At 66.4% G+C, this 22,784-nt stretch carries 21 protein-coding genes and 1 pseudogene; 19 read left to right on the forward strand and 3 right to left on the reverse strand.

Annotated features, from left to right (window positions below; all coding sequences use genetic code 11):
• The 17 genes and pseudogenes from ACQY9P_RS17900 to lpxB all read left to right on the forward strand — a co-directional run bounded on the left by ACQY9P_RS17900 (position 1) and on the right by lpxB (position 16,056).
• Positions 1 to 351 (forward strand): GFA family protein, encoded by a 351-nt coding sequence (locus ACQY9P_RS17900; protein WP_421737874.1) that lies wholly within the window; start codon positions 1 to 3, stop codon positions 349 to 351.
• 109 nt (positions 352 to 460) lie between these two features.
• On the forward strand, positions 461 to 826 hold the full coding sequence (locus tag ACQY9P_RS17905; RefSeq protein WP_421737873.1) for a DUF5076 domain-containing protein: 366 nt from the start codon (positions 461 to 463) through the stop codon (positions 824 to 826).
• 334 nt (positions 827 to 1,160) lie between these two features.
• Entirely contained in the window at positions 1,161 to 2,015 is an 855-nt protein-coding gene (gene rpsB, locus ACQY9P_RS17910; protein ID WP_421737872.1) for a 30S ribosomal protein S2, read from the forward strand.
• Between the two features lie 95 nt (positions 2,016 to 2,110).
• Complete coding sequence (tsf, locus tag ACQY9P_RS17915; RefSeq protein WP_421737871.1) at positions 2,111 to 3,049, forward strand: translation elongation factor Ts; 939 nt, start codon at positions 2,111 to 2,113, stop codon at positions 3,047 to 3,049.
• Positions 3,050 to 3,263: 214 nt separating this feature from the next.
• Positions 3,264 to 4,001 carry a UMP kinase gene (gene pyrH, locus ACQY9P_RS17920; RefSeq protein WP_421737870.1) on the forward strand — a complete coding sequence of 246 codons (738 nt, stop codon included), beginning with the start codon at positions 3,264 to 3,266 and terminating at the stop codon, positions 3,999 to 4,001.
• Between the two features lie 23 nt (positions 4,002 to 4,024).
• On the forward strand, positions 4,025 to 4,591 hold the full coding sequence (gene frr / locus ACQY9P_RS17925; protein ID WP_421737869.1) for a ribosome recycling factor: 567 nt from the start codon (positions 4,025 to 4,027) through the stop codon (positions 4,589 to 4,591).
• 48 nt (positions 4,592 to 4,639) lie between these two features.
• Positions 4,640 to 5,419, forward strand: coding sequence for a polyprenyl diphosphate synthase (gene uppS, locus ACQY9P_RS17930; protein ID WP_421737868.1), 780 nt, complete (start codon positions 4,640 to 4,642; stop codon positions 5,417 to 5,419).
• Positions 5,397 to 6,245, forward strand: coding sequence for a phosphatidate cytidylyltransferase (locus ACQY9P_RS17935; protein ID WP_421737867.1), 849 nt, complete (start codon positions 5,397 to 5,399; stop codon positions 6,243 to 6,245). The genes uppS and ACQY9P_RS17935 overlap by 23 nt, the downstream gene beginning before the upstream one ends.
• Positions 6,233 to 7,432 (forward strand): 1-deoxy-D-xylulose-5-phosphate reductoisomerase, encoded by a 1,200-nt coding sequence (gene dxr, locus ACQY9P_RS17940; RefSeq protein ID WP_421737866.1) that lies wholly within the window; start codon positions 6,233 to 6,235, stop codon positions 7,430 to 7,432. Before ACQY9P_RS17935 ends, dxr begins: the two co-directional genes overlap by 13 nt.
• 19 nt (positions 7,433 to 7,451) lie before the next feature.
• Positions 7,452 to 8,648 carry a M50 family metallopeptidase gene (locus tag ACQY9P_RS17945; protein WP_421737865.1) on the forward strand — a complete coding sequence of 399 codons (1,197 nt, stop codon included), beginning with the start codon at positions 7,452 to 7,454 and terminating at the stop codon, positions 8,646 to 8,648.
• Positions 8,649 to 8,665: 17 nt separating this feature from the next.
• Positions 8,666 to 11,031, forward strand: a pseudogene (bamA, locus tag ACQY9P_RS17950) (outer membrane protein assembly factor BamA).
• Positions 11,032 to 11,033: 2 nt separating this feature from the next.
• Positions 11,034 to 11,672: an OmpH family outer membrane protein gene (locus ACQY9P_RS17955; protein ID WP_421738303.1), complete on the forward strand. Its 639-nt coding sequence runs from the start codon at positions 11,034 to 11,036 to the stop codon at positions 11,670 to 11,672.
• 46 nt (positions 11,673 to 11,718) lie between these two features.
• Positions 11,719 to 12,738 carry a UDP-3-O-(3-hydroxymyristoyl)glucosamine N-acyltransferase gene (lpxD, locus tag ACQY9P_RS17960; protein WP_421737863.1) on the forward strand — a complete coding sequence of 340 codons (1,020 nt, stop codon included), beginning with the start codon at positions 11,719 to 11,721 and terminating at the stop codon, positions 12,736 to 12,738.
• Between the two features lie 2 nt (positions 12,739 to 12,740).
• Positions 12,741 to 13,217 carry a 3-hydroxyacyl-ACP dehydratase FabZ gene (fabZ, locus tag ACQY9P_RS17965; RefSeq protein WP_421737862.1) on the forward strand — a complete coding sequence of 159 codons (477 nt, stop codon included), beginning with the start codon at positions 12,741 to 12,743 and terminating at the stop codon, positions 13,215 to 13,217.
• Entirely contained in the window at positions 13,214 to 14,008 is a 795-nt protein-coding gene (lpxA, locus tag ACQY9P_RS17970; RefSeq protein ID WP_421737861.1) for an acyl-ACP--UDP-N-acetylglucosamine O-acyltransferase, read from the forward strand. The genes fabZ and lpxA overlap by 4 nt, the downstream gene beginning before the upstream one ends.
• Before the next feature lie 9 nt (positions 14,009 to 14,017).
• Positions 14,018 to 14,860 carry a UDP-2,3-diacylglucosamine diphosphatase gene (lpxI, locus tag ACQY9P_RS17975; RefSeq protein WP_421737860.1) on the forward strand — a complete coding sequence of 281 codons (843 nt, stop codon included), beginning with the start codon at positions 14,018 to 14,020 and terminating at the stop codon, positions 14,858 to 14,860.
• Positions 14,857 to 16,056, forward strand: a complete 1,200-nt coding sequence (gene lpxB, locus ACQY9P_RS17980; RefSeq protein ID WP_421737859.1) for a lipid-A-disaccharide synthase — start codon at positions 14,857 to 14,859, stop codon at positions 16,054 to 16,056. The genes lpxI and lpxB overlap by 4 nt, the downstream gene beginning before the upstream one ends.
• Here the strand turns inward: lpxB and ACQY9P_RS17985 are convergent.
• Positions 16,031 to 17,689: an ATP-binding protein gene (locus tag ACQY9P_RS17985; RefSeq protein ID WP_421737858.1), complete on the reverse strand. Its 1,659-nt coding sequence runs from the start codon at positions 17,687 to 17,689 to the stop codon at positions 16,031 to 16,033. The two genes, lpxB and ACQY9P_RS17985, sit on opposite strands and share 26 nt — an antisense overlap.
• A 330-nt stretch (positions 17,690 to 18,019) precedes the next feature.
• On the opposite strand from ACQY9P_RS17985, the gene ACQY9P_RS17990 reads away from it, so the two are divergent.
• Both ACQY9P_RS17990 and ACQY9P_RS17995 read left to right on the forward strand, forming a co-directional pair.
• Positions 18,020 to 19,657 carry a flagellar hook-length control protein FliK gene (locus tag ACQY9P_RS17990; protein WP_421737857.1) on the forward strand — a complete coding sequence of 546 codons (1,638 nt, stop codon included), beginning with the start codon at positions 18,020 to 18,022 and terminating at the stop codon, positions 19,655 to 19,657.
• Positions 19,654 to 19,920 carry an EscU/YscU/HrcU family type III secretion system export apparatus switch protein gene (locus tag ACQY9P_RS17995; RefSeq protein ID WP_421737856.1) on the forward strand — a complete coding sequence of 89 codons (267 nt, stop codon included), beginning with the start codon at positions 19,654 to 19,656 and terminating at the stop codon, positions 19,918 to 19,920. The genes ACQY9P_RS17990 and ACQY9P_RS17995 overlap by 4 nt, the downstream gene beginning before the upstream one ends.
• A gap of 59 nt (positions 19,921 to 19,979) precedes the next feature.
• On the opposite strand, the gene gltA is transcribed toward ACQY9P_RS17995, so the two are convergent.
• Together gltA and gltX are read right to left on the reverse strand one after the other, a co-directional pair.
• Positions 19,980 to 21,260, reverse strand: a complete 1,281-nt coding sequence (gltA, locus tag ACQY9P_RS18000; RefSeq protein ID WP_421737855.1) for a citrate synthase — start codon at positions 21,258 to 21,260, stop codon at positions 19,980 to 19,982.
• A 66-nt stretch (positions 21,261 to 21,326) separates the two neighbouring features.
• Complete coding sequence (gene gltX / locus ACQY9P_RS18005) at positions 21,327 to 22,748, reverse strand: glutamate--tRNA ligase (protein ID WP_421737854.1); 1,422 nt, start codon at positions 22,746 to 22,748, stop codon at positions 21,327 to 21,329.
• Positions 22,749 to 22,784: the final 36 nt, after the last annotated feature.

Consider the following 22,784-nt stretch of genomic DNA (forward strand, 5'->3'; position numbering starts at 1 on the left):
GTGAGCAGACATCAGGGCGGTTGCCAGTGCGGCAAGGTGCGGTTCGAGGTTGAGGTCGGTCTTGAAGACCTCATCACCTGTAACTGCTCGCGCTGCGGCAAGCTGGGCTCTGTCCTGGCCTTCGCGGCCGAGGATGACTTCACGCTGCTGCGAGGTCAGGACGTCCTGACCGAATATCGGTTCAACACGCACAAGATCGCCCACCTGTTCTGCTCGGAATGCGGCATCGAGTCCTTTGGGCGCGGGGAGGGGCCCGGCGGCGTGCGCATGGCGGCGATCAATGTGCGCTGTCTGGACGGCATCGACGTCTTCGCCCTGAAGCCGGTCGAGGTGAACGGCAAGGCGTTCTGACGAAAGGCGTCAGTCGAGCCCTCGGCCAGAAGCCTTCGCGCCATTGAGCGGGGCGAGGCGGTCAGTCGGTGTCGGCGGCGGCTGAACGGCGGCGGATCCTTCAGCCTGAATGCCGCGCCATCCGTCGCCTGTAAGATCAACGTCTGGAGGTCAGGATGGACGCACGCGCAATTCCCCCCGCGGCGCTTCGCGACGACAGGCTGTCGAACTCGCTCGCATTTGGATCGCCGAGCAGGGACTGCATTGTTCGCTAAAGGTTGGCTTGTACGCCGAGCACGGCGTGGCCCGGGAGACGTCGGCGTGGGGGATCATCCTGGCTGACCTCGCGGGTCATGTCGCTGACGCGCTCAGCGCCGATGGCATGGCCCCCAAAGCCGACCTGTTCGACGCGATCGTCGAGGCCTTCAACGCGGAAGTCGACGCGCCGTCCTCCGAACGCACCGGCGGTCCTGGATCCGGGGCTGGCTTGCGATGACAGGGCGATGCGCATTCCCGCTTCACTGATTCGGTCTATGCCGCGCCGGATGGCTGCCGCCAGACAGCGGCGATCTTCCACTGGACGCCATCCGGAAGGTTGAAAGCGCCCCGATGTGAGCGCGCTTGAGGCCGTCATTGGCAGGCCAAGTCACGCGACTGGGCCGACAGGACTTGCATTTTGATCCGTTCGCGCCTATCTGCCGCGCCATTCCACACGTGGACGTTCGGTTGCCTTGGGGAGAAATCCCGAGGTCGCCGTTCCGGTCCCGCTCCGAAATCGTTCGGAACGGGGGTGTCCGCGGAGGTTCAACCGGAAAAAGGATACAGGCCCGATGGCTCTTCCCGAATTCTCCATGCGTCAGCTCCTGGAAGCTGGCGCCCACTTCGGCCACCAGACGCACCGCTGGAACCCGAAGATGGATCGCTACATCTTTGGTTCGCGCTCGAACATCCACATCATCGACCTGTCGCAGTCGATTCCGCTCCTGCACCAAGCCCTGGTGAAGGTGCGTGAAGTCGCCGCCGCCGGCGGTCGCGTGCTGTTCGTCGGCACCAAGCGCCAGGCTTCGGATCCCGTCGCCACCGCCGCCAAGCGCTGCGCCCAGTACTATGTCAATCACCGCTGGCTCGGCGGCACCCTGACCAACTGGCGCACCGTCTCGGGCTCGATCGCGCGTCTGCGCGAGCTGGAAGGCGTTCTCGCCGGCGAAGGCGCTGGCCGTTCCAAGAAGGAACTGCTGCAGCTGACCCGCGAGCGCGACAAGCTTGAGCTGTCGCTGGGCGGCATCAAGGACATGGGCGGCATCCCCGACATCATGTTCGTGATCGACACCAACAAGGAAGCGATCGCGATCCTTGAAGCCCGCAAGCTGAACATCCCGGTCATCGCGATCCTGGACACCAACTGCGATCCGGACGGCATCACCTATCCGATCCCGGGTAACGACGACGCCGCTCGCGCCCTGCAGCTGTACTGCGACCTGATCGCCGACGCCGTCCTCGACGGTCTGGCCGCCGGCCAGGCCTCGTCGGGCGTCGACCTGGGCGCTTCGGTCGCTCCGATGGAACCGACCCTGGCTCGCGAACTGACCCCCGAGCCGGTGGCTGAAGCCGCTGCTCCGGAGGCCGCTCAAGAAGCGACCGCCGAGGCGATCGAAGCCGTCGCCGAAGAGCCGGCCGCGAGCTGATTTTCCAGCGGTCGCCTTCGGGCGGCTGTTGCGACCCTGACATGCGACCGGGCTATCAAGCCCGGTCGCTAACCGTTTGAATATGGAGATTTTCCATGGCTGAGATCACGGCTGCGCTGGTTAAGGAACTGCGCGAAAAGTCCGGCGTCGGCATGATGGACTGCAAGAAGGCGCTGCAGGAGAACGCGGGCGACATCGAAGCGTCCATCGACTGGCTGCGCTCCAAGGGCCTCTCGAAGGCCGCCAAGAAGGCCGACCGCGTCGCCGCCGAAGGTCTGGTGGGCATCGCCGTCCGCAATGACGGCGCCGGCATGACGGCCGCCGCCGTCGAAGTGAACGCCGAGACCGACTTCCTGTCGCGCAACGAGCTGTTCCAGAACGCCGTCCGCAAGATCGCGGCCGTTGGCCTGGACAACGAAGGCGTCGAAGCCATCAGCGCCGGCAAGACCGTCGACGGCGAAGTCGTCGCCGACGTCCTGACCAACCTGATCGCCACCATCGGCGAGAACATGGTCGCCCGTCGCTCGGCGCGCTTCACCGTCGCCCAGGGCGCGGTGTCGTCCTACATCCACAACGCGACCGCGCCGGACCTGGGCCGGATCGGCGTGCTGGTTGCCATCGAAGGCGAAGGCGACCAGGCCAAGATCCTGGAACTGGGCCGCAAGATCGCCATGCACGTGGCGGCCACCGCCCCGCTGTCGCTCTCGCCGGATGACCTGGATCAGGCCGCCATCGAGAAGGAACGCGCGATCTTCACCGAGCAGGCCCTGGAATCGGGCAAGCCGCCCGCCGTGGTCGAGAAGATGGTCGAAGGCCGTATCCGCAAGTTCCTGGAAGAAGTCGTGCTGCTGAAGCAGGCCTTCGTCATGAACCCGGATCAGACCGTCGAGCAACTGGTCGCCGAAACCGGCAAGGAACTGGGCTCGCCGCTCACCGTGAAGGGCTTTGTTCGTCTGGCCCTGGGTGAAGGCGTCGAAAAGGCTCCGGCCGGCGATTTCGCCGCTGAAGTCGCCGCCATGGCCGGCCAAGGCTAAGATATCGAGGTCCGGTCGTGCGCTTCTGGCGCGCGGACGGCTTCATGTCCTTGAGGGCGCGGCGCGTTTGATGCGCGCCGCGCCCTTATCGCGCCTGTCTCCGGTCATGTGTGGGCCAATCGCTCTCGCTTTGCCTTCGGGCGCGCAAAACCAATCCCACTTTTGACGAACGCGCACTATGTTGCGTGCCGACGACTCAGGAAGAGCCCGGTCCATGTCCGAACCCACCATGCCCAAGCCCTTCCGCCGCGTGCTCCTGAAGGTGTCCGGAGAGGTGCTGATGGGCGACACGCCCTACGGCATCGACACCAACACCGTGCAGTCGGTGGCCGAGGACATCGCCCAGATCGTCAAGTCCGGCGTCGAGCTCTGCATCGTGATTGGCGGCGGCAACATCTTCCGCGGCATGGCCGGCGCGGCCAAGGGCATGGAGCGGTCCAGCGCCGACTATATGGGCATGCTGGCCACGGTCATGAACGCCCTGGCGATGCAGGATGCGCTTGAGCGCATCGGCGTATCGACGCGGGTCCAGTCGGCCATCCCCATGGCCACGGTCTGCGAGCCCTACATCCGCCGCCGCGCCCAGCGCCACCTCGAAAAGGGGCGGGTGGTGATCTTCGCGGCAGGCACAGGCAACCCGTTCTTCACCACCGACACCGCCGCGGCCCTGCGCGCCGCCGAGATGCAGTGCGACGCCCTGTTCAAGGGCACCAGCGTCGATGGCGTCTACACCGCCGATCCCAAGAAGGACGCCACGGCGCAGCGCTATGACCGCCTGACCTACATGGATGTTCTGGCCAAGGACCTGCGGGTCATGGACGCCTCCGCCGTCGCCCTGATGCGCGACAGCAACATCCCGATCGTGGTGTTCTCCATCAAGGGACGCGGCAATCTGCTAAACGTCCTGCGGGGCGAGGGCACCTTTACCGTCGTCGCCCAAGACGCCGCCTAGACACAGCGAAGAGAGCCCAAGCCATGGCCGCCGCCGAAAAGCCCGTTCTGTCCCGCTACAAGGACCGCATGGACAAGTCTGTCCTTGCCCTCAAAGAAGATTTCGCCGGTCTGCGCACCGGCCGCGCCTCTTCGAACTTGCTCGACCAGATCGTGGTCAACGCCTATGGCTCGATGGTGCAGCTCAATACCGTCGCCTCGATCAGCGTCCCCGAGCCCCGGCAGATCAACGTCAATATCTGGGACAAGGGCGTTGTCTCGGCCGTGGAAAAGGCGATCCGCAATTCGGATCTTGGCCTCAATCCGGTGGTCGAAGGCAACAATTTGCGCATCCCCATTCCGCCGCTGACGGAAGAGCGCCGCAAGGATCTGACCAAGATCGCCGGCAAGTACGCCGAGGCCCAGAAGGTCGCGGTGCGCAATATCCGCCGCGACGCCAATGACGACCTCAAGAAGGCCGAGAAGGCCAGCGTCATCAGCGAGGACGATCTGAAGAAGATGGAAACCGAGGTCCAGAAGATGACCGACGAGGCCATCAAGCGGATCGACGAGGCCTTGAAAATCAAAGAACAAGAGATCATGCAGGTTTAATCGCCTCCCTTGGAGTATCGGGGGACGATCATGGAAGGCTTGAAGCGAATGTCGCCGACGACCGGCCCGCAGGATGTTTCGACGCGCGCTGGGGGCGATGCGTCGGGTCGGCCCCTGCACGTGGCCATCATCATGGATGGGAATGGTCGCTGGGCCAATCGGCGTGGCATGCCGCGCGCGCTTGGGCATCGCGCGGGCGTGGCGGCGCTGAAGCGCACCGTCGAGGCCGCGCCGACCCTGGACGTCGGCGTTCTGACCGTCTTCGGCTTCTCGACCGAGAACTGGAGCCGACCCGCCCACGAGGTCTCCGAGTTGATGGGCCTGCTCAAGGCCTATGTCGAATCCGACCTTGAACGTCTCGCGCGTGAGGGTGTCCGTGTAAGGATTATCGGACGGCGCACGGGGCTGGCGCCCGACATCCTGCAGATCATCGAGCGGGCGGAGCGTCGCACCGCTCACAATACGCGGTTCATATTGCAGGTCGCGTTCAACTATGGCGGCCGCGCGGATATCACCGACGCCGCCCGCGCGTTCGCCGAAGCGGTGGAGCGGGGCGAGGCCAAGGCCGCTGACCTCGACGAAGCGGTGTTCGAGCGGCGCCTGTCGACCTCGTCGGCTCCGGCTCCGGACCTGATCGTACGCACGAGCGGCGAGCGTCGAATCTCGAATTTCCTGCTCTGGGAATGCGCCTATGCCGAGCTCGTCTTCCAGGACGTTCTCTGGCCCGACTATGGACCTGAGGCGCTTTCGGCGGCCATCGCGGAATACCGCGGGCGCGATCGGCGCTATGGAGGCATTGCTGCCGATGACGTCGCCGTCGCCGGCTAAGCGCTTTAACTGGATCAATCTTCGGGTGCGGGTGCTCTCAGCCACCGTGCTCGTGCCTACAGTCGTGGCCGCCGTGTGGTTTGGCGGCGTTTGGTACCTGGCCCTGATCGCCGTCTGCGTCGCGCTGCTGGCGCGCGAATGGGGTATGATGAGCGCCCCCAAGGCGCCGATCGGCGTGGCCCTGGCCATCGGCGCGGCCAGCCTGGTGGCGCTGGTGGCCGCGTTTCTCGGCCATTATTACCTGACCGGTCCGCTGCTGGTTGTCGGCGCGATCCTGGCTGGCCTTCTGGCGCGCGGCGCTGTCGAGCGCCGGGCCGACGCCGCCTATGGCGTGATCTATATCGCGCCCTCCTGCATCGCGCTGATCTGGCTGCGCCTGCTGGATGCGGGTTTGAGCTGGACGCTGCTGCTGTTCGCGGTGACCTGGTTCGCCGACATCTTCGCCTTCGTGGCCGGCAGCATCCTGAAAGGCCCCAAGCTGTGGCCGAAGTTTTCGCCCAACAAGACCTGGTCCGGCTTCTTTGGCGGGCTCGTGGCTTCGTCCCTGGCCGCGATCGGTATCGACGCCCTGGCCGTAGGGCTGCCGGCCCTGCCAGACATGAACCTGACCTGGCCGGTCGCCGCCTTGATTGGCCTGCTTGGAGGCCTGGCCACAATGATGGGCGATCTTTGGGAATCGATGCTCAAGCGCCGGTTCGGCGTGAAGGATTCCGGTGACCTCATCCCCGGCCACGGCGGCATGCTGGATCGGGTGGACGGCCTGATGTTCGCCGCGATCGTCATCGCCGGCGTGCGCCTGATCTATCTGGCCGGATGGGCCCATTGACCCGTCTTCGCAAGGTGGTCGTCCTGGGATCGACGGGTTCGATCGGCGTTTCGACGCTGAGCCTGTTCGAGGCTTCGAAGGCGCCGGTCGAGATCCTGGCCCTGACGGCGGGGCGCAATGTCCAGCGCCTGATCGAACAAGCGATACAATGGCGTCCCCTCGTGGCGGTGATCGACGACGAGAGCTGCCTGGAAGCCCTGCGCGCCGGGCTGGAAGGCACGGGCGTCCGCGCGGCCGCCGGCGCCGCAGCTGTCGTCGAGGCGGCCGCCATGGGCGCTGACTGGGTGATGTCGGCCATCGTTGGAGCCGCAGGCCTGGCGCCGACCCTGTCGGCCGCGCGGACGGGGGCGGTGATCGCTCTGGCCAACAAGGAAAGTCTGGTCTGCGCGGGCCCGGCCCTGCTGCGAATCGCCCGCGAAGCCGGCGGATCGGTGATCCCGGTCGATTCGGAACATTCGGCCATCTTTCAGGTCTTGCAGCCGGCTTGCATCTCGCGGGTCTCGCGCTTGATCCTGACGGCCTCGGGCGGACCTTTTCGCACCTGGACGCGCGAGCAGATGGCGCTCGCCACACCTGAACAGGCCGTCGCCCACCCCAACTGGTCGATGGGCGCCAAGATTTCGGTCGATTCCGCCTCCATGATGAACAAGGGCCTCGAGATGATCGAGGCGTCCTACCTGTTCGACACCCCGGAAGAGCGCATCGACGTCGTGATCCACCCGCAGTCCGTGATTCACAGCCTGGTGGAATACGCCGATGGGTCCACCCTGGCTCAGCTGGGTCCGCCGGACATGCGCGCGCCCATCGCCTGCGCCTTTTCCTGGCCCGACCGGCTGCCATGGCCGGCCCCGAGACTCGACCTTGCGGCCTATGGCCAACTGACCTTCGAGGCCCCGGACCTGGAACGTTTTCCGTCGATCGCCATCGCCCGCGAGGCGATGCGGCTAGGCGGCGGCGCTCCGGCTGCTATGAACGCGGCCAACGAGATGGCCGTGGCGGCCTTCCTTGACCGCCAGATCGGCTTTCTGGATATTGCCGCCTCGGTGGCGGGGACCCTTGATCGCATGAACAGTCTCGGGACCCTGGAAGACGCCTCTACCGATCCGCTTGAGAGCGCGATGATGACGGACGCCAGCGCCCGCCGCATTGCGGCCGAGGTTGTCGCGCAGAAGCGTCAACGGAACTGACGCGGAGACCGCTGCCTTCATGATCGACGTCTTGATCTTTGTCGTATCCACGGTGTTCGTGCTGTCGATCGTCGTGACGATCCACGAGCTCGGACACTTCTGGGCGGCGCGCGCCTGTGGCGTTGCGATCGACTGTTTTTCCCTGGGTTTCGGGCCCGCCCTGGCCTCCTGGCGCGACAAGTCCGGCGTCGAGTGGCGTCTGGCCGCGATTCCGCTCGGCGGCTATGTGCGGTTCTCGGGCGACGAGAACGCCGCCAGCGTTCCCGACCAGAACGATCTGGCGGCCATGAAGCGCTCGATTGTCGCCCACGAAGGGGAGGAGGCGGTCCACCGCTACTTCCATTTCAAGCCCATCTGGCAGCGCGCGATCATCGCGGCGGCTGGGCCGATGGCCAATTTCGCCCTGGCGATCGTGATCTTCACAATCCTGTTCGCCACCTATGGCCAGATCACCAATCCCGCGCGCGTTGATCGCGTGATCCCGGGCGGCGCCGCCGAGGCCGCCGGCTTCCAGGCGGGCGATCTGATCGTTCGGGCCGACAGCAAGCGTATCGGTTCGTTCCAGGACCTGCAGCAATACACCACCCTTCGCGCCGACGTGCCGATCCGCTTCACGGTCGAGCGCGGCGCCCAATCGGTCGTGCTGACGGCCACGCCGCGCCTGGTCGAGCGCGTCGACAAGATTTCCGGCCGCGTGAAGGTCGGCGCCCTGGGGCTGGAGAGCCGCTCGCGCCCGACCCTGGTCAAGCCGACGATCTTCGAAGCCGTCCCGGCCGCCTGCGACGCGGTGTGGGATATGCTTAAGACCATCGCCTACTATCTGGGACGCCTGGTGCGCGGTCAGGTGCCCGCCGACCAGATCAGCGGCCTGATAGGCATCGGACATACGGCGGGCGCGGTGGCCAAGGCCGGCGCCGCCGGCGCGCCTGATCTGGCGTCGCAACTGCTGGGCGGCATGGTCGGCCTGACGGTCCTGATCGGCAGCCTGTCGGTCAGCATCGGCTTCATGAACCTGCTGCCTATTCCCGTCCTCGATGGCGGTCACCTGCTGATGTATGCTTATGAGGCCATCGCCAAACGTCCCCTGCGCGCCGATTTCCAGGCCGCTGGTTTCCGGGCGGGGCTTGCGCTGATCCTGGGTTTCATGCTGTTCGCGGCGTGGAACGACCTCAACCGCTACGACGTGTTCAAATTCATCGGCGGCCTGTTCACGTGAACGCCCGCTCTTCGTCCATGAATGGTCCCATGAACAATCTTCGCGCCCATAGCGCCGCGTTCGCCACCGGTCTGGCGCTTCTCTTCGGCTCCAGCGCGCTGGTCGCGCCCGAAGCGGCCTTCGCGCAGGCGGCGGCGCAGTCCGGCGTCGTGCAACGGATCGTGATCCAGGGCAACGAGCGGATCGAGCAGGGCACGGTGATGTCCTATCTGCCGATCCAGCCGGGCGACACGGTTGACGCTGCGCGACTTGACCTTGCCCTCAAGACCCTGGCGCGCACCGACCTCTTCGCCGACGTGAAGATCGAGATGCTGTCGGGCGACCTGATCGTCAAGGTCGTCGAAAACCCGATCATCAATCAGGTGGTCTTCGAGGGGAATTCGTCCCTGAAGGAAGACAAGCTGAAGGACGAAGTGCAGATCCGCCCGCGCGGCATCTTCACCCGCGCCAAGGTTCAGGCCGACGTTCAGCGCATCATCGAACTCTATCGCCGTTCGGGCCGCATCTCGGCGACCGTGACCCCCAAGGTCGTGGAACTGCCGCAGAAGCGCGTCGATCTGGTGTTCGAGATCAACGAAGGTCCCAAGAGCGGCGTTCTGGGGATCAACTTCCTGGGCAATTCCGAGTTCTCGGACAACGACCTGCGCGACGTGGTCGTGACCAAGGAGTCGCACTGGTACAAGTTCCTGACCAGCAACGACAACTATGACCCTGACCGGATCGAGTACGACCGCGAACAGCTGCGCAAGCACTATCGCAACCGCGGATATTTCGACTTCCGTGTCATCTCGTCGGTGGCCGAACTGGCGCCCGACAAGAATGGCTTCGCCGTCACCTACACCCTGGAAGAGGGTCCGAAGTACAAGTTCGGCAAGATCACGGTCGAGACTGAACTGAAGAAACTTGACGGTACGCTGCTGGCCCAGATCCTGCCGATCCGCGCCGGCCAGCTGTACGAAGACGAACGCATCGAGCAGGCGACCGACGCCTGACCTTCGCGGCCGGCGCCGCCGGCTTCGCCTTCGTCGACGTGCGCCCGCGCTATGTGCCCAACCGCGAGACCAACACCGTGGACGTGGTGTTCCAGGTTCGCGAAGGACCGCGCGTCTATGTCGACCGCATCGACATCGTCGGCAACACCCGCACGCTGGACTACGTCCTGCGCCGCGAACTCGAAGTGGCCGAAGGCGACGCCTATAACCGCGTTCTGGTCGACCGTTCGAAGAACAACATCCGTCGTCTCGGCTTCTTCAAGGAAGTCGACATCGAGGAAATTCCGGGTTCCGCGCCCGACCGCACCGCCCTGCGCGTTAAGGTCGAGGAGCAACCCACCGGCGAGCTGTCGTTCAGCGCCGGCTACAGCTCGGTCGACAAGCTGGTCCTGGACGTTGGCATCACCGAACGGAACTTCCGCGGTCGCGGCCAGAACATGCGGGGCCGGATCTCGGTCGGTTCGCTGCGTCAGCAAGTCGACTTCGCCTTCACCGAGCCGCGCTTCCTGAACCGCAACCTGGTGGCGGGCGTCGATCTGTATTCCTTCCGATACGATCTGAGCGACTACGCCGCCTATGACACCAGCTCGGTTGGCGGCAATATTCGCGTCGGCTTCCCGCTGACCCAGAACGCCTCGATGAGCATGCGCTACACCCTGCGCCGCGACGAGGTGAGCGTCTCTGACGGGCTGTGCAGCAGCGGCTCGGTGTCACAGATCCTGTGCCTGCAGCGCGGCGCCTACATGACCTCGCTGGTCGGCTACGGACTGCGGATCGACAAGCGTAACGACCCGATCCAGCCGACGCGTGGCTGGTTCGCCGACCTGAACCAGGATCTGGCGGGCTTCGGCGGCGACGTGAAGTACCTGAGGACCGAGACCGACGCCGGTTGGTACTGGGGCTTCAACAAGGACTTCATCTTCAGCGCGACCGGTTCGGCCGGCTATATCGAGGGCTGGGGCGGCGACAACGTCCGCATCAACGACCGCTTCTACAAGGGTGGCACCAATTTCCGCGGCTTCGAGACGGCCGGTATCGGTCCGCGCGATATCTCGACCACCACCAACTCGATGGGCGCGAAGCTCTACGCCATCGGTACGTTCGAGCTGACCGTTCCGACCCTGCTGCCCGAGCAGTACGGCATCAAGGCCGCCGTCTTCAGTGATTTCGGCACCGCCGGCCTGCTCGACGACGTCGACCGTCAGTCCTCGACGGGCGTCTTCGACCCCAATATCCGCGACAATCTCGCCCTTCGCGCTTCGGCGGGTCTCAGCATCGACTGGAAGTCGCCCATGGGCCCGATCCGGTTCGACTTCAGCAAGATCCTCGCCAAGGAAAACTACGACCGGACCGAAACTTTCCGGTTCTCCACCTCCACAAGGTTCCAATGATCATGACCTCCAAGTTCCTGTTCGCGGCCGCTTCGAGCGTCGTCGCCATCGCCATCTCGACCAGCGCCATGGCGCAGACGGCTCCGGCCGCGCCCGCCGCCCCGGCGATCTCGCACGGTGCCGCCATTCCCGGCGTCTGCATCTTCTCGAGCCAGCGCGCCGTCGGCGCCTCGCAGGTCGGCGCGGCCGTGGATGCGCGTCTGAAGACGATCATCCAGCAAGTGAACGCCGAACTGACCGGCGAACGCACCGCGATCGACGCCGAAGCCAAGTCGCTTGACGCCAAGAAGGCGACCATGGCCCAGGACGCCCTCGAGGCCCAGGCGGCAACCCTGCAAGCCAAGGCCAATGCCTGGCAGCGCAAGGGCCAACTGCGCCAGAAGGAAGTCGAGGCCACCGAGCAGAAGGCGCTGGCCCGCGTCTATCAAGAGCTCGATCCGGCCATCAAGCAGGTCTACCAACAGCGCACCTGCGGCATGCTGGTCGATCGCGAGTCGGTCCTGCTGGCCAATCCGGCCATGGACATCACCGACGCCGTCGTGGCCGCCCTGAACGCCCGCATCAAGACGCTGACCTTCGATCGCGAACGTCTGGACCAAGCGGTTCCGGGCGCTCAAGCTCTCCAGCCGACCAATAAGTAAGCGAGTCGGCCCGGGCCTCGCCCGGGCCGTCCGCCGAGAGGACTAGATGCCGGACCCACGCTTCTTCGATGACCTGGGTCCGGCGCCGCTCTCAGAACTGGCGCGCCTTGGCGGCGCGGTGATCTCCGATCCCGCTTTCGCCGGGCGTCTGGTGGGTCATGTCGCGCCGCTGGACGCCGCTGATGACGGCGCGATCACCTTCTTCTCCGACGCCAAGCGGCGCGACATAGCGGCGTCCACCCGAGCGGCGGCGTGTTTCGTGCGCGCTGAACACCAGGAATTCCTGGCCCCGGGCTGTGTGGCGCTGCTGACGCCGCATCCGCAGGCGGCCTGGGCCGCGGCGGCAGGCCGGCTGCACGCGCCGCGTCGTCACGAGCCGCGCGCCCCCGCGATCCATCCCGACTGCGAACTCGAGGCCGGCGTCCAGCTGTCGCCCGGTGTCGTGATCGGGCAGGGCGCGCGGATCGGACGGGGCACGCGCCTGTCGCCGGGCGCCGTGATCGGTCCGGGTGTCACGATCGGGCGCGACGGCCTGATCGGCGCCAATGCCGTCGTGGGCTTCGCCATCATCGGTGACCGCGTCAGCATCCACGCGGGCGCGGTGATCGGCGAAGCTGGGTTCGGCGCCGCGGGGGGCCCAAAGGGTGTCGTCGACCTGCCGCAACTGGGGCGGGTGGTGATCCAGGACGGCGTCACGATCGGGGCCAACAGCTGCGTGGATCGGGGCGCCTTCGGCGATACGACGATCGGCGAGAACACCAAGATCGACAATCTGGTGCATGTCGCCCACAACGTCCGTCTGGGTCGTAATTGTGTCCTGGCGGCCTATACAGGGCTGTCGGGAAGCACGGTCGTCGGAGACGGCGTGGCGTTCGGCGGCAAGGCCGGCGTCGCGGATCATTTGACCATCGGCTCGGGCGCGAGCATTGGCGCATCGGCGTCAGTGTTCAAGAACGTGCCCGAAGGCGAAACATGGACAGGATTTCCGGCGCGGCCGCTCAAGCGGTGGCTCCGGGAGACCGCATGGCTGTCACGCATGGCGGGCGGCCGGGGAACAAGGGGCTAAGTATGGGCCGAGACGTCGCCGAACCGGCGCAAGCCGCGATCGACATTGCCGAGATCCTCGCCAGGATTCCGCATCGCTATCCGTTCCTTCTGGTGGATCGCGCCGAGGACTATCGCCCGCATCAGTCCATTGTCGGCATCAAGTGCGTGACGATGAACGAGCCGTATTTCCAGGGCCACTTCCCGGGCAATCCGGTCATGCCCGGCGTGCTGATCGTCGAGGCCATGGCCCAGACCGGCGCGGTGCTGATGAGCAAGTCGCTGGAAGTCGACACCGAAGGCAAGACCATCTTCTTCATGTCGATCGACGGCGTGCGCTTCCGCAACCCGGTGCGCCCCGGCGACGTGATCCGCATGGAAGTCGAGGTCACGCGCGCGCGGTCCAGCATCTTCAAGTTCAAGGGTGTGGCCAAGGTAGGCGACAAGGTGGCCGCCGAGGCTGAATTCGCCGCCATGGTCGTGGAGACGCCGACCAAATGACCCAGGTTCACCCGACCGCCCTGGTCGATCCCGGCGCCCGTCTGGCTGACGACGTCGAGATCGGGCCCTTCTGCATCGTGGGCCCGGACGTCACGCTCGGCGCCGGCACCCGCCTGATGTCCCATGTGGTGATCGACGGCGTCACGACCCTTGGCGTCGGCTGCGCCGTGTATCCGTTCACCACGCTGGGCGGTCCGCCGCAACACCTGGGCTACAAGGGCGAGAAGACGGAACTGGTCATCGGTGATCGCAACATCATCCGCGAACACGTGACGATGAACACCGGCACCGCGTCCGGTCGCGGCGTCACCCAGGTGGGCCATGACGGCTTCTACATGGCCGAGGCGCACGTGGCGCACGACTGCGTGGTCGGCGATCACGTGGTGCTGGCCAAGGGCGCGACCCTGGGCGGCCACGTCGACGTCGGGGACTTCGTCTTCGTGGGCGGCCTGGCCGCCGCGCACCAGTTCACCCGCATCGGCCGCTACAGCTTCATCGGCGGCCTGGCCGCCGTGACCAAGGACGTCATCCCCTATGGCTCGGTGTGGGGCAACCACGCCCACCTCGAGGGCCTGAACCTGGTCGGGCTCAAGCGCCGGGGCTTCAGCCGCGAGGCGATCAACGCCCTGCGCGCGGCCTATCGCCTGCTGTTCGCCGACGAAGGCACGTTCCAGGAGCGCCTGGAGGATGTGGCCGAGATCCATGCTGGCAACGCCGAGGTGATGGAGATCGTCGACTTCATCCGCGCCGACGGCAACCGTCCGCTTTGCCTGCCCGAGCGCGAGGTCTAGGCTCGTTCCATGCGCAAGCTTGGTCTGATCGCCGGCGGGGGCGCGCTTCCCGTCGAACTGGCCGCCCATTGCGAGACGGCCGGCCGGCCTTTCGCCGTGATGCGCCTGCGCAGCTTCGCCGAGGCGTCTCTCTCACGGTATCCGGGCGCCGAGGTCGGGCTGGGTGAGTTCGGCAAGATCTTCAGGGTCCTGAAGGCCGAGGGCTGCGAGGTCGTTTGTTTCGCCGGCATCGTCAGCCGTCCCGATTGGGCGGCCCTGCTGCCCGACCTGCGCGGCGTGAAGGTTCTTCCGGCCCTGATCAAGGCGGCTCGCCAGGGCGATGACGCCCTGCTTCGCCGCGTGCTGGACGAATTCGAGAAGGAAGGCTTCGACATCGAGGGCGCCCATGAGGTGCGAGGGGAAATGACCCTTCCATCCGGCGTGCTCGGCGCCTGCTCGCCCCGACCGGAAGACCAGCACGACATCGAACGCGCGCTGCTGGTGGCGCGCGAGATCGGCAAGCTGGACGTGGGGCAGGGCGCTGTCGTCTGCGACGGCCTGGTGCTGGCGGTCGAGGCCCAGGAGGGCACCGACGCCATGCTCCGGCGCGTGGCCGAGCTTCCACAAGCCCTTCGCGGTACGGCCGAGCGTCGTCGCGGCGTCCTGGCCAAGGCGCCCAAGCCGATCCAGGAGACACGGGTCGATCTGCCCACGATCGGCGTCGCCACCCTGCAGCGCGCCGCGCGAGCGGGCCTGTCGGGCATCGTCGGTGAAGCGGGCGGCCTGCTGGTGGTCGACCGTGAAGCGGTGATCGCCTGCGCCGACGATCTGGGCCTGTTCGTCCTGGGGGTCGATCCTCGGAGCCCGGGATGAGCCGCCCCCTGACCGTGATGCTGGTCGCCGCCGAGGCCTCAGGCGACGCCCTGGGCGCCGGCCTGGCCAGGGCGCTGAAACAGAAGCTCGGCGCTGGGGCCGTGCGGTTCGTCGGCGTCGGCGGCGCCAAGATGGCGGACGAGGGCGTCGACAGCCCCTTCGACATCGCCCAGCTATCGATCATCGGCATCGTCGAGAGCCTGCGGGCCTATCCCCGGGCCATGGCGCGGCTGAAGGACACGCTGGCGCTGGCGGAGCGCGAAAAGCCCGACGTGGCCGTGCTGATCGATTCCTGGGGCTTCAACATTCGGCTGGCCCAGGCGCTGCGTCGCCAGACCCCGGCCCTGCCGCTGGTGAAGTACGTCGCGCCCCAGGTCTGGGCGTATCGGCCGGGGCGGGCGAGGGGACTGGCCAAGGCCGTCGACTTCCTGCTGTCGATCCAGCCGATGGACAAGCCGTTCTTCGACCGCGCCGGCCTGGAGAGCGTCTTCGTCGGCAATTCAGCCCTGGCCAAGAATTTCAGCCGGGCCGATCCGGCGCGCCTGCGCGCCGCCATCGGCGTGTCGGCGGAAGAGCCTATTCTTCTGGTCCTGCCGGGCAGTCGCCCGTCGGAGATCGAGCGGGTGATGCCGGCCTTCGAGGACGCGGTGCGACGCCTGAAGGCCGAACGTCCCGATCTGGTCGTCGTCGTGCCGACGGCCTTTACGGTGGCCGAGGCGGTCAAGGCGCGCGTCGCGGGATGGCCCGTCCGGGCCCACGTCATCGAGGACGAGGCGCTCAAGGACGACGCCATGGTCGCCGGGACCGTCGCCCTAGCCTGCAGCGGCACCGTCACCACCGAGCTGGCCCTGGCCGGCTGTCCGATGGTGGTGGGCTATCGCACCGGCGCGATCACCTATGGCCTGCTGAAGATGCTGTTCAAGCCGCGCTGGGTGACGCTGTTCAACATCGCCGCCGATAAGGCGATCGCGCCGGAATATCTTCAGAAAGACCTTGATGGTCAGGCGCTGGCTGAGGCCCTGGCCCAGCGGCTCGACAGTCCGAGCTTGCGCGCGACCCAGGTGGCCGAGCAGAACGCCGCGCTGGAGCGGATGGGAAGAGGCATGCCCGATCCCTCGGAAGCGGCCGCCAGCGCGCTGCTGGGGTTTCTCGAACGCTCTGGACGTGGGCCTAGCGGATCTGAACCCGCTCGCTGATCGCCCGATCCAGCGCCTCGAACAATTGCGTCACATCGATGGGCTTGCTGACATGACCGTCCATGCCCGCGTCGAGCAGTTCGGCGACCTGATGGCTCATGGCGTTGGCGGTTAGCGCGATAATGGGCGTGCGGCCAAGTCCCGCCTGGATTTCCTGACGACGGATCTCGGCCAGCGCCGTCAGGCCATCCATCACCGGCATATGGATGTCCATGAGCACGGCGTCCCAATCACCGTCGCGCCAGGCTTGCACGGCCTGCGCGCCATCCTCGACGATCAGCGGGTCGATGCCCGCCTGCTGGAGCATCGCGCGGAGGACGATCTGATTGGTGCGGTTGTCCTCGGCCGCCAGCACGCGAAGGGCGGACCGAGCGGCGGGAACCTCCGCGCCGCCGTGCGACGGCGCCTCCAGGCTCGGGGTTACCTGGACGAGGGGCAGGTCGATGATGAAGGTCGCGCCCTGGCCTACCTGACTGTCGACGCTGATCGTTCCGCCCATCAGGTCGCAAAGTTCCCGGCAGATCGCCAGGCCCAGACCCGCGCCGCCGTGCCGACGGGTGGTTGAAGCATCCAGCTGGACAAATCGCCCGAACAGCTTGTCGTGATCATGAGCCGCGAAGCCAGGTCCGCTGTCTGCGACGGAGATCCGGACACCGTCGCGCCGACGGTGGGCGCTGACCTTGACCGTTCCAGCGGGCGTGAACTTCACGGCGTTGGACAGCAGATTGTGAACGACCTGCCGCACGCGTCCTGGATCCCCGCGATAGATTCCGTGGGCGTCGGCGTCGACGAGCAGTTCCTGTGAGAGACCCTTCTCGGCCGCTCGCATCGCGAAGGTCTGGCAACTGGCCCTTAGCAGGTCACGCAGATCGAATTCGATGGTCTCCAGCTCAACTTTTCCAGCCTCGATCTTGGAGAGGTCCAGAACATCGTTGAGAATCGCGGTCAGAGCCTCGCCGGATTCGCGCACGATCCGCAGACGGTCGCGCTGGCCCTCCGACAGGGCGTCCAGTTCCATGACCTGCACCATGCCCAGAACGCCGTTCAGCGGCGTGCGGATCTCGTGGCTCATGGTGGCCAGAAATATGGTCTTGGCCTCATTGGCGGCTTCGGCCTCGGCCTCCTTGTCGCGCGCCAGATCCAGCGCCGCCGCCATCTCGCGCGCGGCGCGTTCGCGCTGCATCGCATGCTGCAGCACGTAGGCCAGGAAGGCGACCGAGGCCACGATGGCCAACATACTCTGGTCCATAGGCGTCCCGCCGTTCGCCAGAACCGCGGAGGCCAGGCTGATCAGCAAGAGGGCCAGGAGCGAGGCGGCGCCGATCAGGCGCGAGATCACGAACTCGGCCGTGCTGCTCAGCGCTATGGCGCCCAGCATCGCGGCTCCGGCCAGCACCGAGGTCCTGGAACCGTGCATCACCAGAGCCATGGGCAGCGCGCCATAAAGTACGGTGTAGGCCAGCGTGAAACCCGCCAGGAGGGCTTCGTATGCGGAGGATTCGTGACCGCGTCTGGCGATCCAGCGGCACAGGAGGTAGTTGACCGAGATCAGCAGGGACACGCTGGCCAGCCAGGCCATGGGCGGTCTCGGGCCCAGCCAGATCGCGCTGCCGCCCGCGGCCAGCAAGGTCATCGGAACAATCGATACCAGATCGCGGCGTCGATGGTCGACGATCTCTGTCCAGCGTCGGGATCTGCCGCGCCTGCTCAAACTGAACGCCCCTGTTGGTGGCGCAGATTGGTGCGAGTACCGTTACCGAACCATGAAACCACGGACGCGGGCGTCAAGGTTAACGCTCGCTTTACCCGTATTAACTACCTTTGAGTCGAATCTTCTCGGTGCGCACGCGACGGGAGACCTCACGTCATGGCGATAGAGCCCAAAGCGCCTGTCACGTCAGTGCTCGCGGTTTCGCCGCCCGGGGGCGCCGCGGATGCGTCCAAGGTCCTGCTGGCGCTGTCCATGGCCCGAATCGCGGCCGTGAACGCCGGCGCCGTTCTTGGGGAGATAGTCAGCGCAACAGACGGGGCGTCGGTCGAGGCCGTGCAGACCTCCACCGCACCGGCGGACCATCACACGCGGGCGGAGGCGTCGCTCGCCGACACCCGGCGTCTGGCTGAACCCACCGTCGCGGAGCGGATGGTGGCGGCGGTTCGCACGGCCGCCGCTCAGGCCGCGTCCAGACAGTCGGGTCTGGCGCCGATGATGGCCGATCTGGACGTCGCCTTGCAGCGCTCTGACCTGCCCGAGCCGGTACGCCAGGCGGCTCGGGCCTTGTTGGGAAAGGCCGTGCCGATCCAGAACCCGGTGACCGCCGGGACCCTGCGCGACGCCGTGAAAGGATCTGGCGTGTTCCTGGAAGCGCGCCTGGCCCGGGCCGTCCAGGCTCCGCACGGGCAGGCATCTCATCCTTCAGGCCCTGCCGATATCGCGGGACGGGACATGAAGGCCGCGCTGGTGGTCTTCAAGGCCGTGGTGGGCGCGTGGCTCGCCGAGACGCCCGCCGCCGCCCAACCGGGCGGGGAGGGCGGTTCGGCCACGTTGAAGACGGCGCCGCCGTCCCAGGCGCCTTACACCGCGGCGTCAGCCGGCGGTCTTCAGGGCTCGCACGCGTCGGAGGCTTCAAACGCCCACAGCGCCTCCTTCGTTCAGGCGCCGGCAATCGAGCCCGCCGCGACGGGCGAGCCGTCGATCGCGCCTCACGACACCGGGGCGCTCCTGGAATCCCCATCAACGGTCCCTGGTGCTCCAGCATCAAAGCCAGCCGCCGTCGAAGGGGGGCTGGAAGAAGAGACGCCCCCCTCAGAGTTCGCGGCGGAAAGCGACACGCCGCCCGTGCAACAGCAGGCCCAACCCCGCCCGCCGCCGGTCGCCGCCGCCCGGCCCCTGTTGATGGTGGGGCTGATCGAAGAGGACATGATCGAGGCGCCGCCAACGGACGCCCCTCCGTCGGAGGACGACGCGCGTGGCAGCGTTTCGCGGGAGCGGGCCGCTTACGCCGCATCCGGTCCCGCCCCGCCAAGACCGCCACCGCCCTATGCGGGCGGTCCTACGGCGGCTCAGGCCGCCAAGCCCTCGGACCTTCCGCCCAACCTTGCGCCCGCCGAGTTGGCGCGCCGCCTGCTGAAGGACGCGGACGGCGCCCTGGCCCGTCAAGAACTGTTGCAGATCGCTTCCTTGCCCGAGGGCCGGGGAGACGCCGGGGCGCCGGTTGAAACCCGGTCGCAGCGCTGGGTCTTCGACCTGCCGTTCCAGACCCCCCAGGGTGTCGCCGTGGCGCAGTTCGAGGTCAGTCGCGATGGCGGCGGCGGCGGCGGAGCCGATGGCGGCCCGACGATCGAAAAGACCTGGCGCGCGCGGTTCTCGATCGATGTGGAGCCGCTGGGCCCGGTGCACGTCCATGTGGCGTTGACGGGCGCGTGCGCGCGGGTCGGGCTCTGGGCCGAACGGCCCGAGACCATGCTGCGGCTCAGCGCGGGCGAAGCGTCGCTGGGCGCCGCCCTGCGCGAGGCTGAACTGATACCCGAAGTCGCCGTTCATCCGGGATCGCCCGTCACGCCGCCCGTGGAACTGGGTCATTTCGTGGATCGCGCGTCATGACCGGCGTGGTCGGCGGACCGGGCGCACGCGGCAAAATCGCTGTCGCCCTGCTCTATGAAGGCACGGACGCGCCAAAGGTGGTCGCGTCGGGCCAGGGCTGGGTGGGCGAAAAGATCGTCGAGACGGCCCGCGAACACGGTGTCCCGATCGAGGAGAACCCCGCGCTGGCGCAGGCCTTGTCGACCATCGAGATCGACGAGGAAATCCCCGAGGCGCTCTACCGCGCGGTGGCCGAGATCCTGGGTTTTCTGCTCAAGCCCTGATCCAAAGAAAAAGCCCCGCCTTGCGACGGGGCCCTTCCAGATCAAGTTGGATCGCTGACTTAGCCGCGGTTTTCCAGCGGCTTGTAGTCGCGCTGCGTGGCGCCCGTGTAGAGCTGACGCGGACGACCGATCTTGCGCGAGGGATCCTCGAACATTTCCTTCCACTGGCTGATCCAGCCGACGGTGCGGGCCAGGGCGAACAGCACGGTGAACATGTTGGTCGGGAAGCCCATCGCCCGCAGGGTGATGCCCGAATAGAAGTCGATGTTCGGGTACAGCTTGCGTTCGATGAAGTACGGGTCGCTGAGGGCGACCTTTTCCAGCTCCATGGCCACGTGCAGCAGGGGGTCGTTGATGCCCAGCTGTTCCAGGACTTCGTAGCAGGTCTTCTGCATGACCTTGGCGCGCGGGTCGAAGTTCTTGTACACGCGGTGGCCGAAGCCCATCAGCTTGTACTTCTTGTCCTTCACGCCCTGCACATAGGCGGGGATGTTCTCGACCGTGCCGATTTCCTCGAGCATCTCGAGGGCTTCCTGGTTGGCGCCGCCATGCGACGGGCCCCACAGGCAGGCGATGCCGGCGGCGATACAGGCGAACGGGTGAGCGCCCGACGAACCGGCCAGGCGAACCGTCGAGGTCGAGGCGTTCTGCTCGTGGTCGGCGTGCAGGATGAAGATGCGGTCCATGGCGCGCGTCAGGACGGGATTGGGAACCCAGTCCTCGGCCGGCACCGAGAAGCACATGCGCAGGAAGTTTTCCGAGTAGGACAGCTCGTTGCGCGGCGTCACGAACGGGCGGCCGACGCTGTACTGGAAGGCGCGTGCGGCGATCGTCGGCATCTTGGCGATCAGGCGATGAGCGCTGATCTCGCGTTGCTTGGGATCATCGACGTTCAGGCTGTCGGCATAGAAGGCCGACAGGGCGCCGACCGCGCCGGTCATGATCGCCATTGGGTGGGCGTCGCGGCGGAAGCCCTGGAAGAAGCTGTCGAACTGGGCGTGCAACATCGTGTGGTAGGTGATGTTGTGCTCGAACTTGGCGAATTCCTCGGCCGTCGGCAGTTCGCCGTTCAGCAGCAGGTGGCAGACTTCCAGGAACGAGGACTTCTCGGCCAGCTGGTCGATCGGATAGCCGCGGTGCAGCAAAATGCCGGCGTCGCCATCGATATAGGTGATCTTGCTCTCGCAGGACGCCGTCGAGGTGAAGCCCGGATCGAACGTGAAGTGGTCGCTATCGCCGTAGAACTTGCGGACGTCGACGACGTCCGGACCCGTGCTGCCCTTGAGGATCGGCAGGTCGTAGCTCTTGTCGCCGATCGTCAGTGTGGCTTTATCGGTCATGCGGGAGACCCCTTCTTGGATGGAACGAGTAGTCCAAGTTTCATTTCGCGGCTGCGTTATAGCGCCTCATGCGCGCGTAGCTAGCGCGTCGTCAAGACGGCCAAGTGTCTCGTCGCGACCGATGGCGGCCATGATCTTGTTCAGGTCAGGCGCCTGCGAGCCGCCGGTCAGAATGCCGCGCAGCGACGGACCGAATTTGCCAAAGCCGACGCCTTCGGATTCCGCGAAGGATTTCAACAACGTCCCCAGGTCTTCGACCTCCCATACCGGAGTCTGGGCCAGGCGGTCGCGCAGGCGACGCAGGCGCTCGACCGTCTCTTCGGTCAGCTGTTTGGCGGTTTTTTCCTCAAGCGCGAACGGACGGATTTTCAGCGCGAACGCGCAATGTTCGGCCAGTTCAAGGATGGTCTTGGCGCCTTCCTTGACCTGCGGGACAACCGCCAGCAGACGCGCGGCCGCGTCAGACGGCAGGCTGGCTCCCTGGGCGATCAGCGCCTTGAGGACCAGGTCGGCCAGGCGGGCGTCATCGGCCAGGCGCAGGTGCTGGCTGTTGATGTGGTTGAGCTTGGCCCAGTCCAGGCGCGCCGGCGCCTTGACCACGTCCTTGACGTCGAACCACTCGATCGCCTGGGCGTCGGTGAACACCTCGTCGTCGCCATGGCCCCAGCCCAGGCGAGCCAGGTAGTTGCGCAGGCCTTCGGGGATGTAGCCCATGTCGGCGAATTCGCCGACGGCCTGTGCGCCGTGGCGCTTTGACAGCTTGGCGCCGTCCGGCCCGTGGATCAGCGGGATGTGGGCGAAGGCCGGCAACTCCCAGTCCATCGCCTGATAGATCAGGGTCTGGCGGGCGGCGTTGTTGAGGTGGTCATCGCCCCGGATCACGTGGGTGACGCCCATGTCGTGGTCGTCAACGACGACGGCGAGGTTATAGGTCGGCGCGCCGTCGGCGCGCAGCAGCACCAGATCGTCGAGGTCGGTGTTCTTGAACGTCACCGGACCCTTGACCAGGTCGTCGACCAGGGTCTCGCCGTCGGCGGGGCCCTTGAAGCGGATCACGTGCGGGGCGGACGGATCGGCCGGCGGCGGGGCGTCGCGCCAGGGCGAGCGGATGGCGTGGCCTTCGGCGCGGGCCTTTTCGCGCGCGACTTCCAGTTCCTCGACCGTCATCCAGCAGCGATAGGCGCGGCCGCGCTCCAGCAGTTGCTGCACAACCTCGGCGTGGCGCGGCGCGCGGGTGTGCTGGAACACCGGCTCTTCGTCGGACTTCAGGCCCAGCCAGTCCAGCCCCTCGAAGATCGCCGCGACGGCGGCTTCGGTCGAGCGCTCGCGATCGGTGTCCTCGACGCGAAGAAGGAACTTTCCACCCGTATGGCGTGCATATAACCAGTTGAACAGCGCCGTGCGCGCGCCGCCGATGTGCAGGAAGCCGGTGGGCGAGGGGGCGAAGCGGGTGACGACGCCGCGAGCGGTGGAGGAGGGGTTCGACATCGAACTCAATGCTGAAAGGCTGGACGCCGCCGAGAC

The sequence above is a fragment of the Caulobacter sp. genome (assembly GCF_965279145.1).
Lineage (GTDB): Bacteria > Pseudomonadota > Alphaproteobacteria > Caulobacterales > Caulobacteraceae > Caulobacter.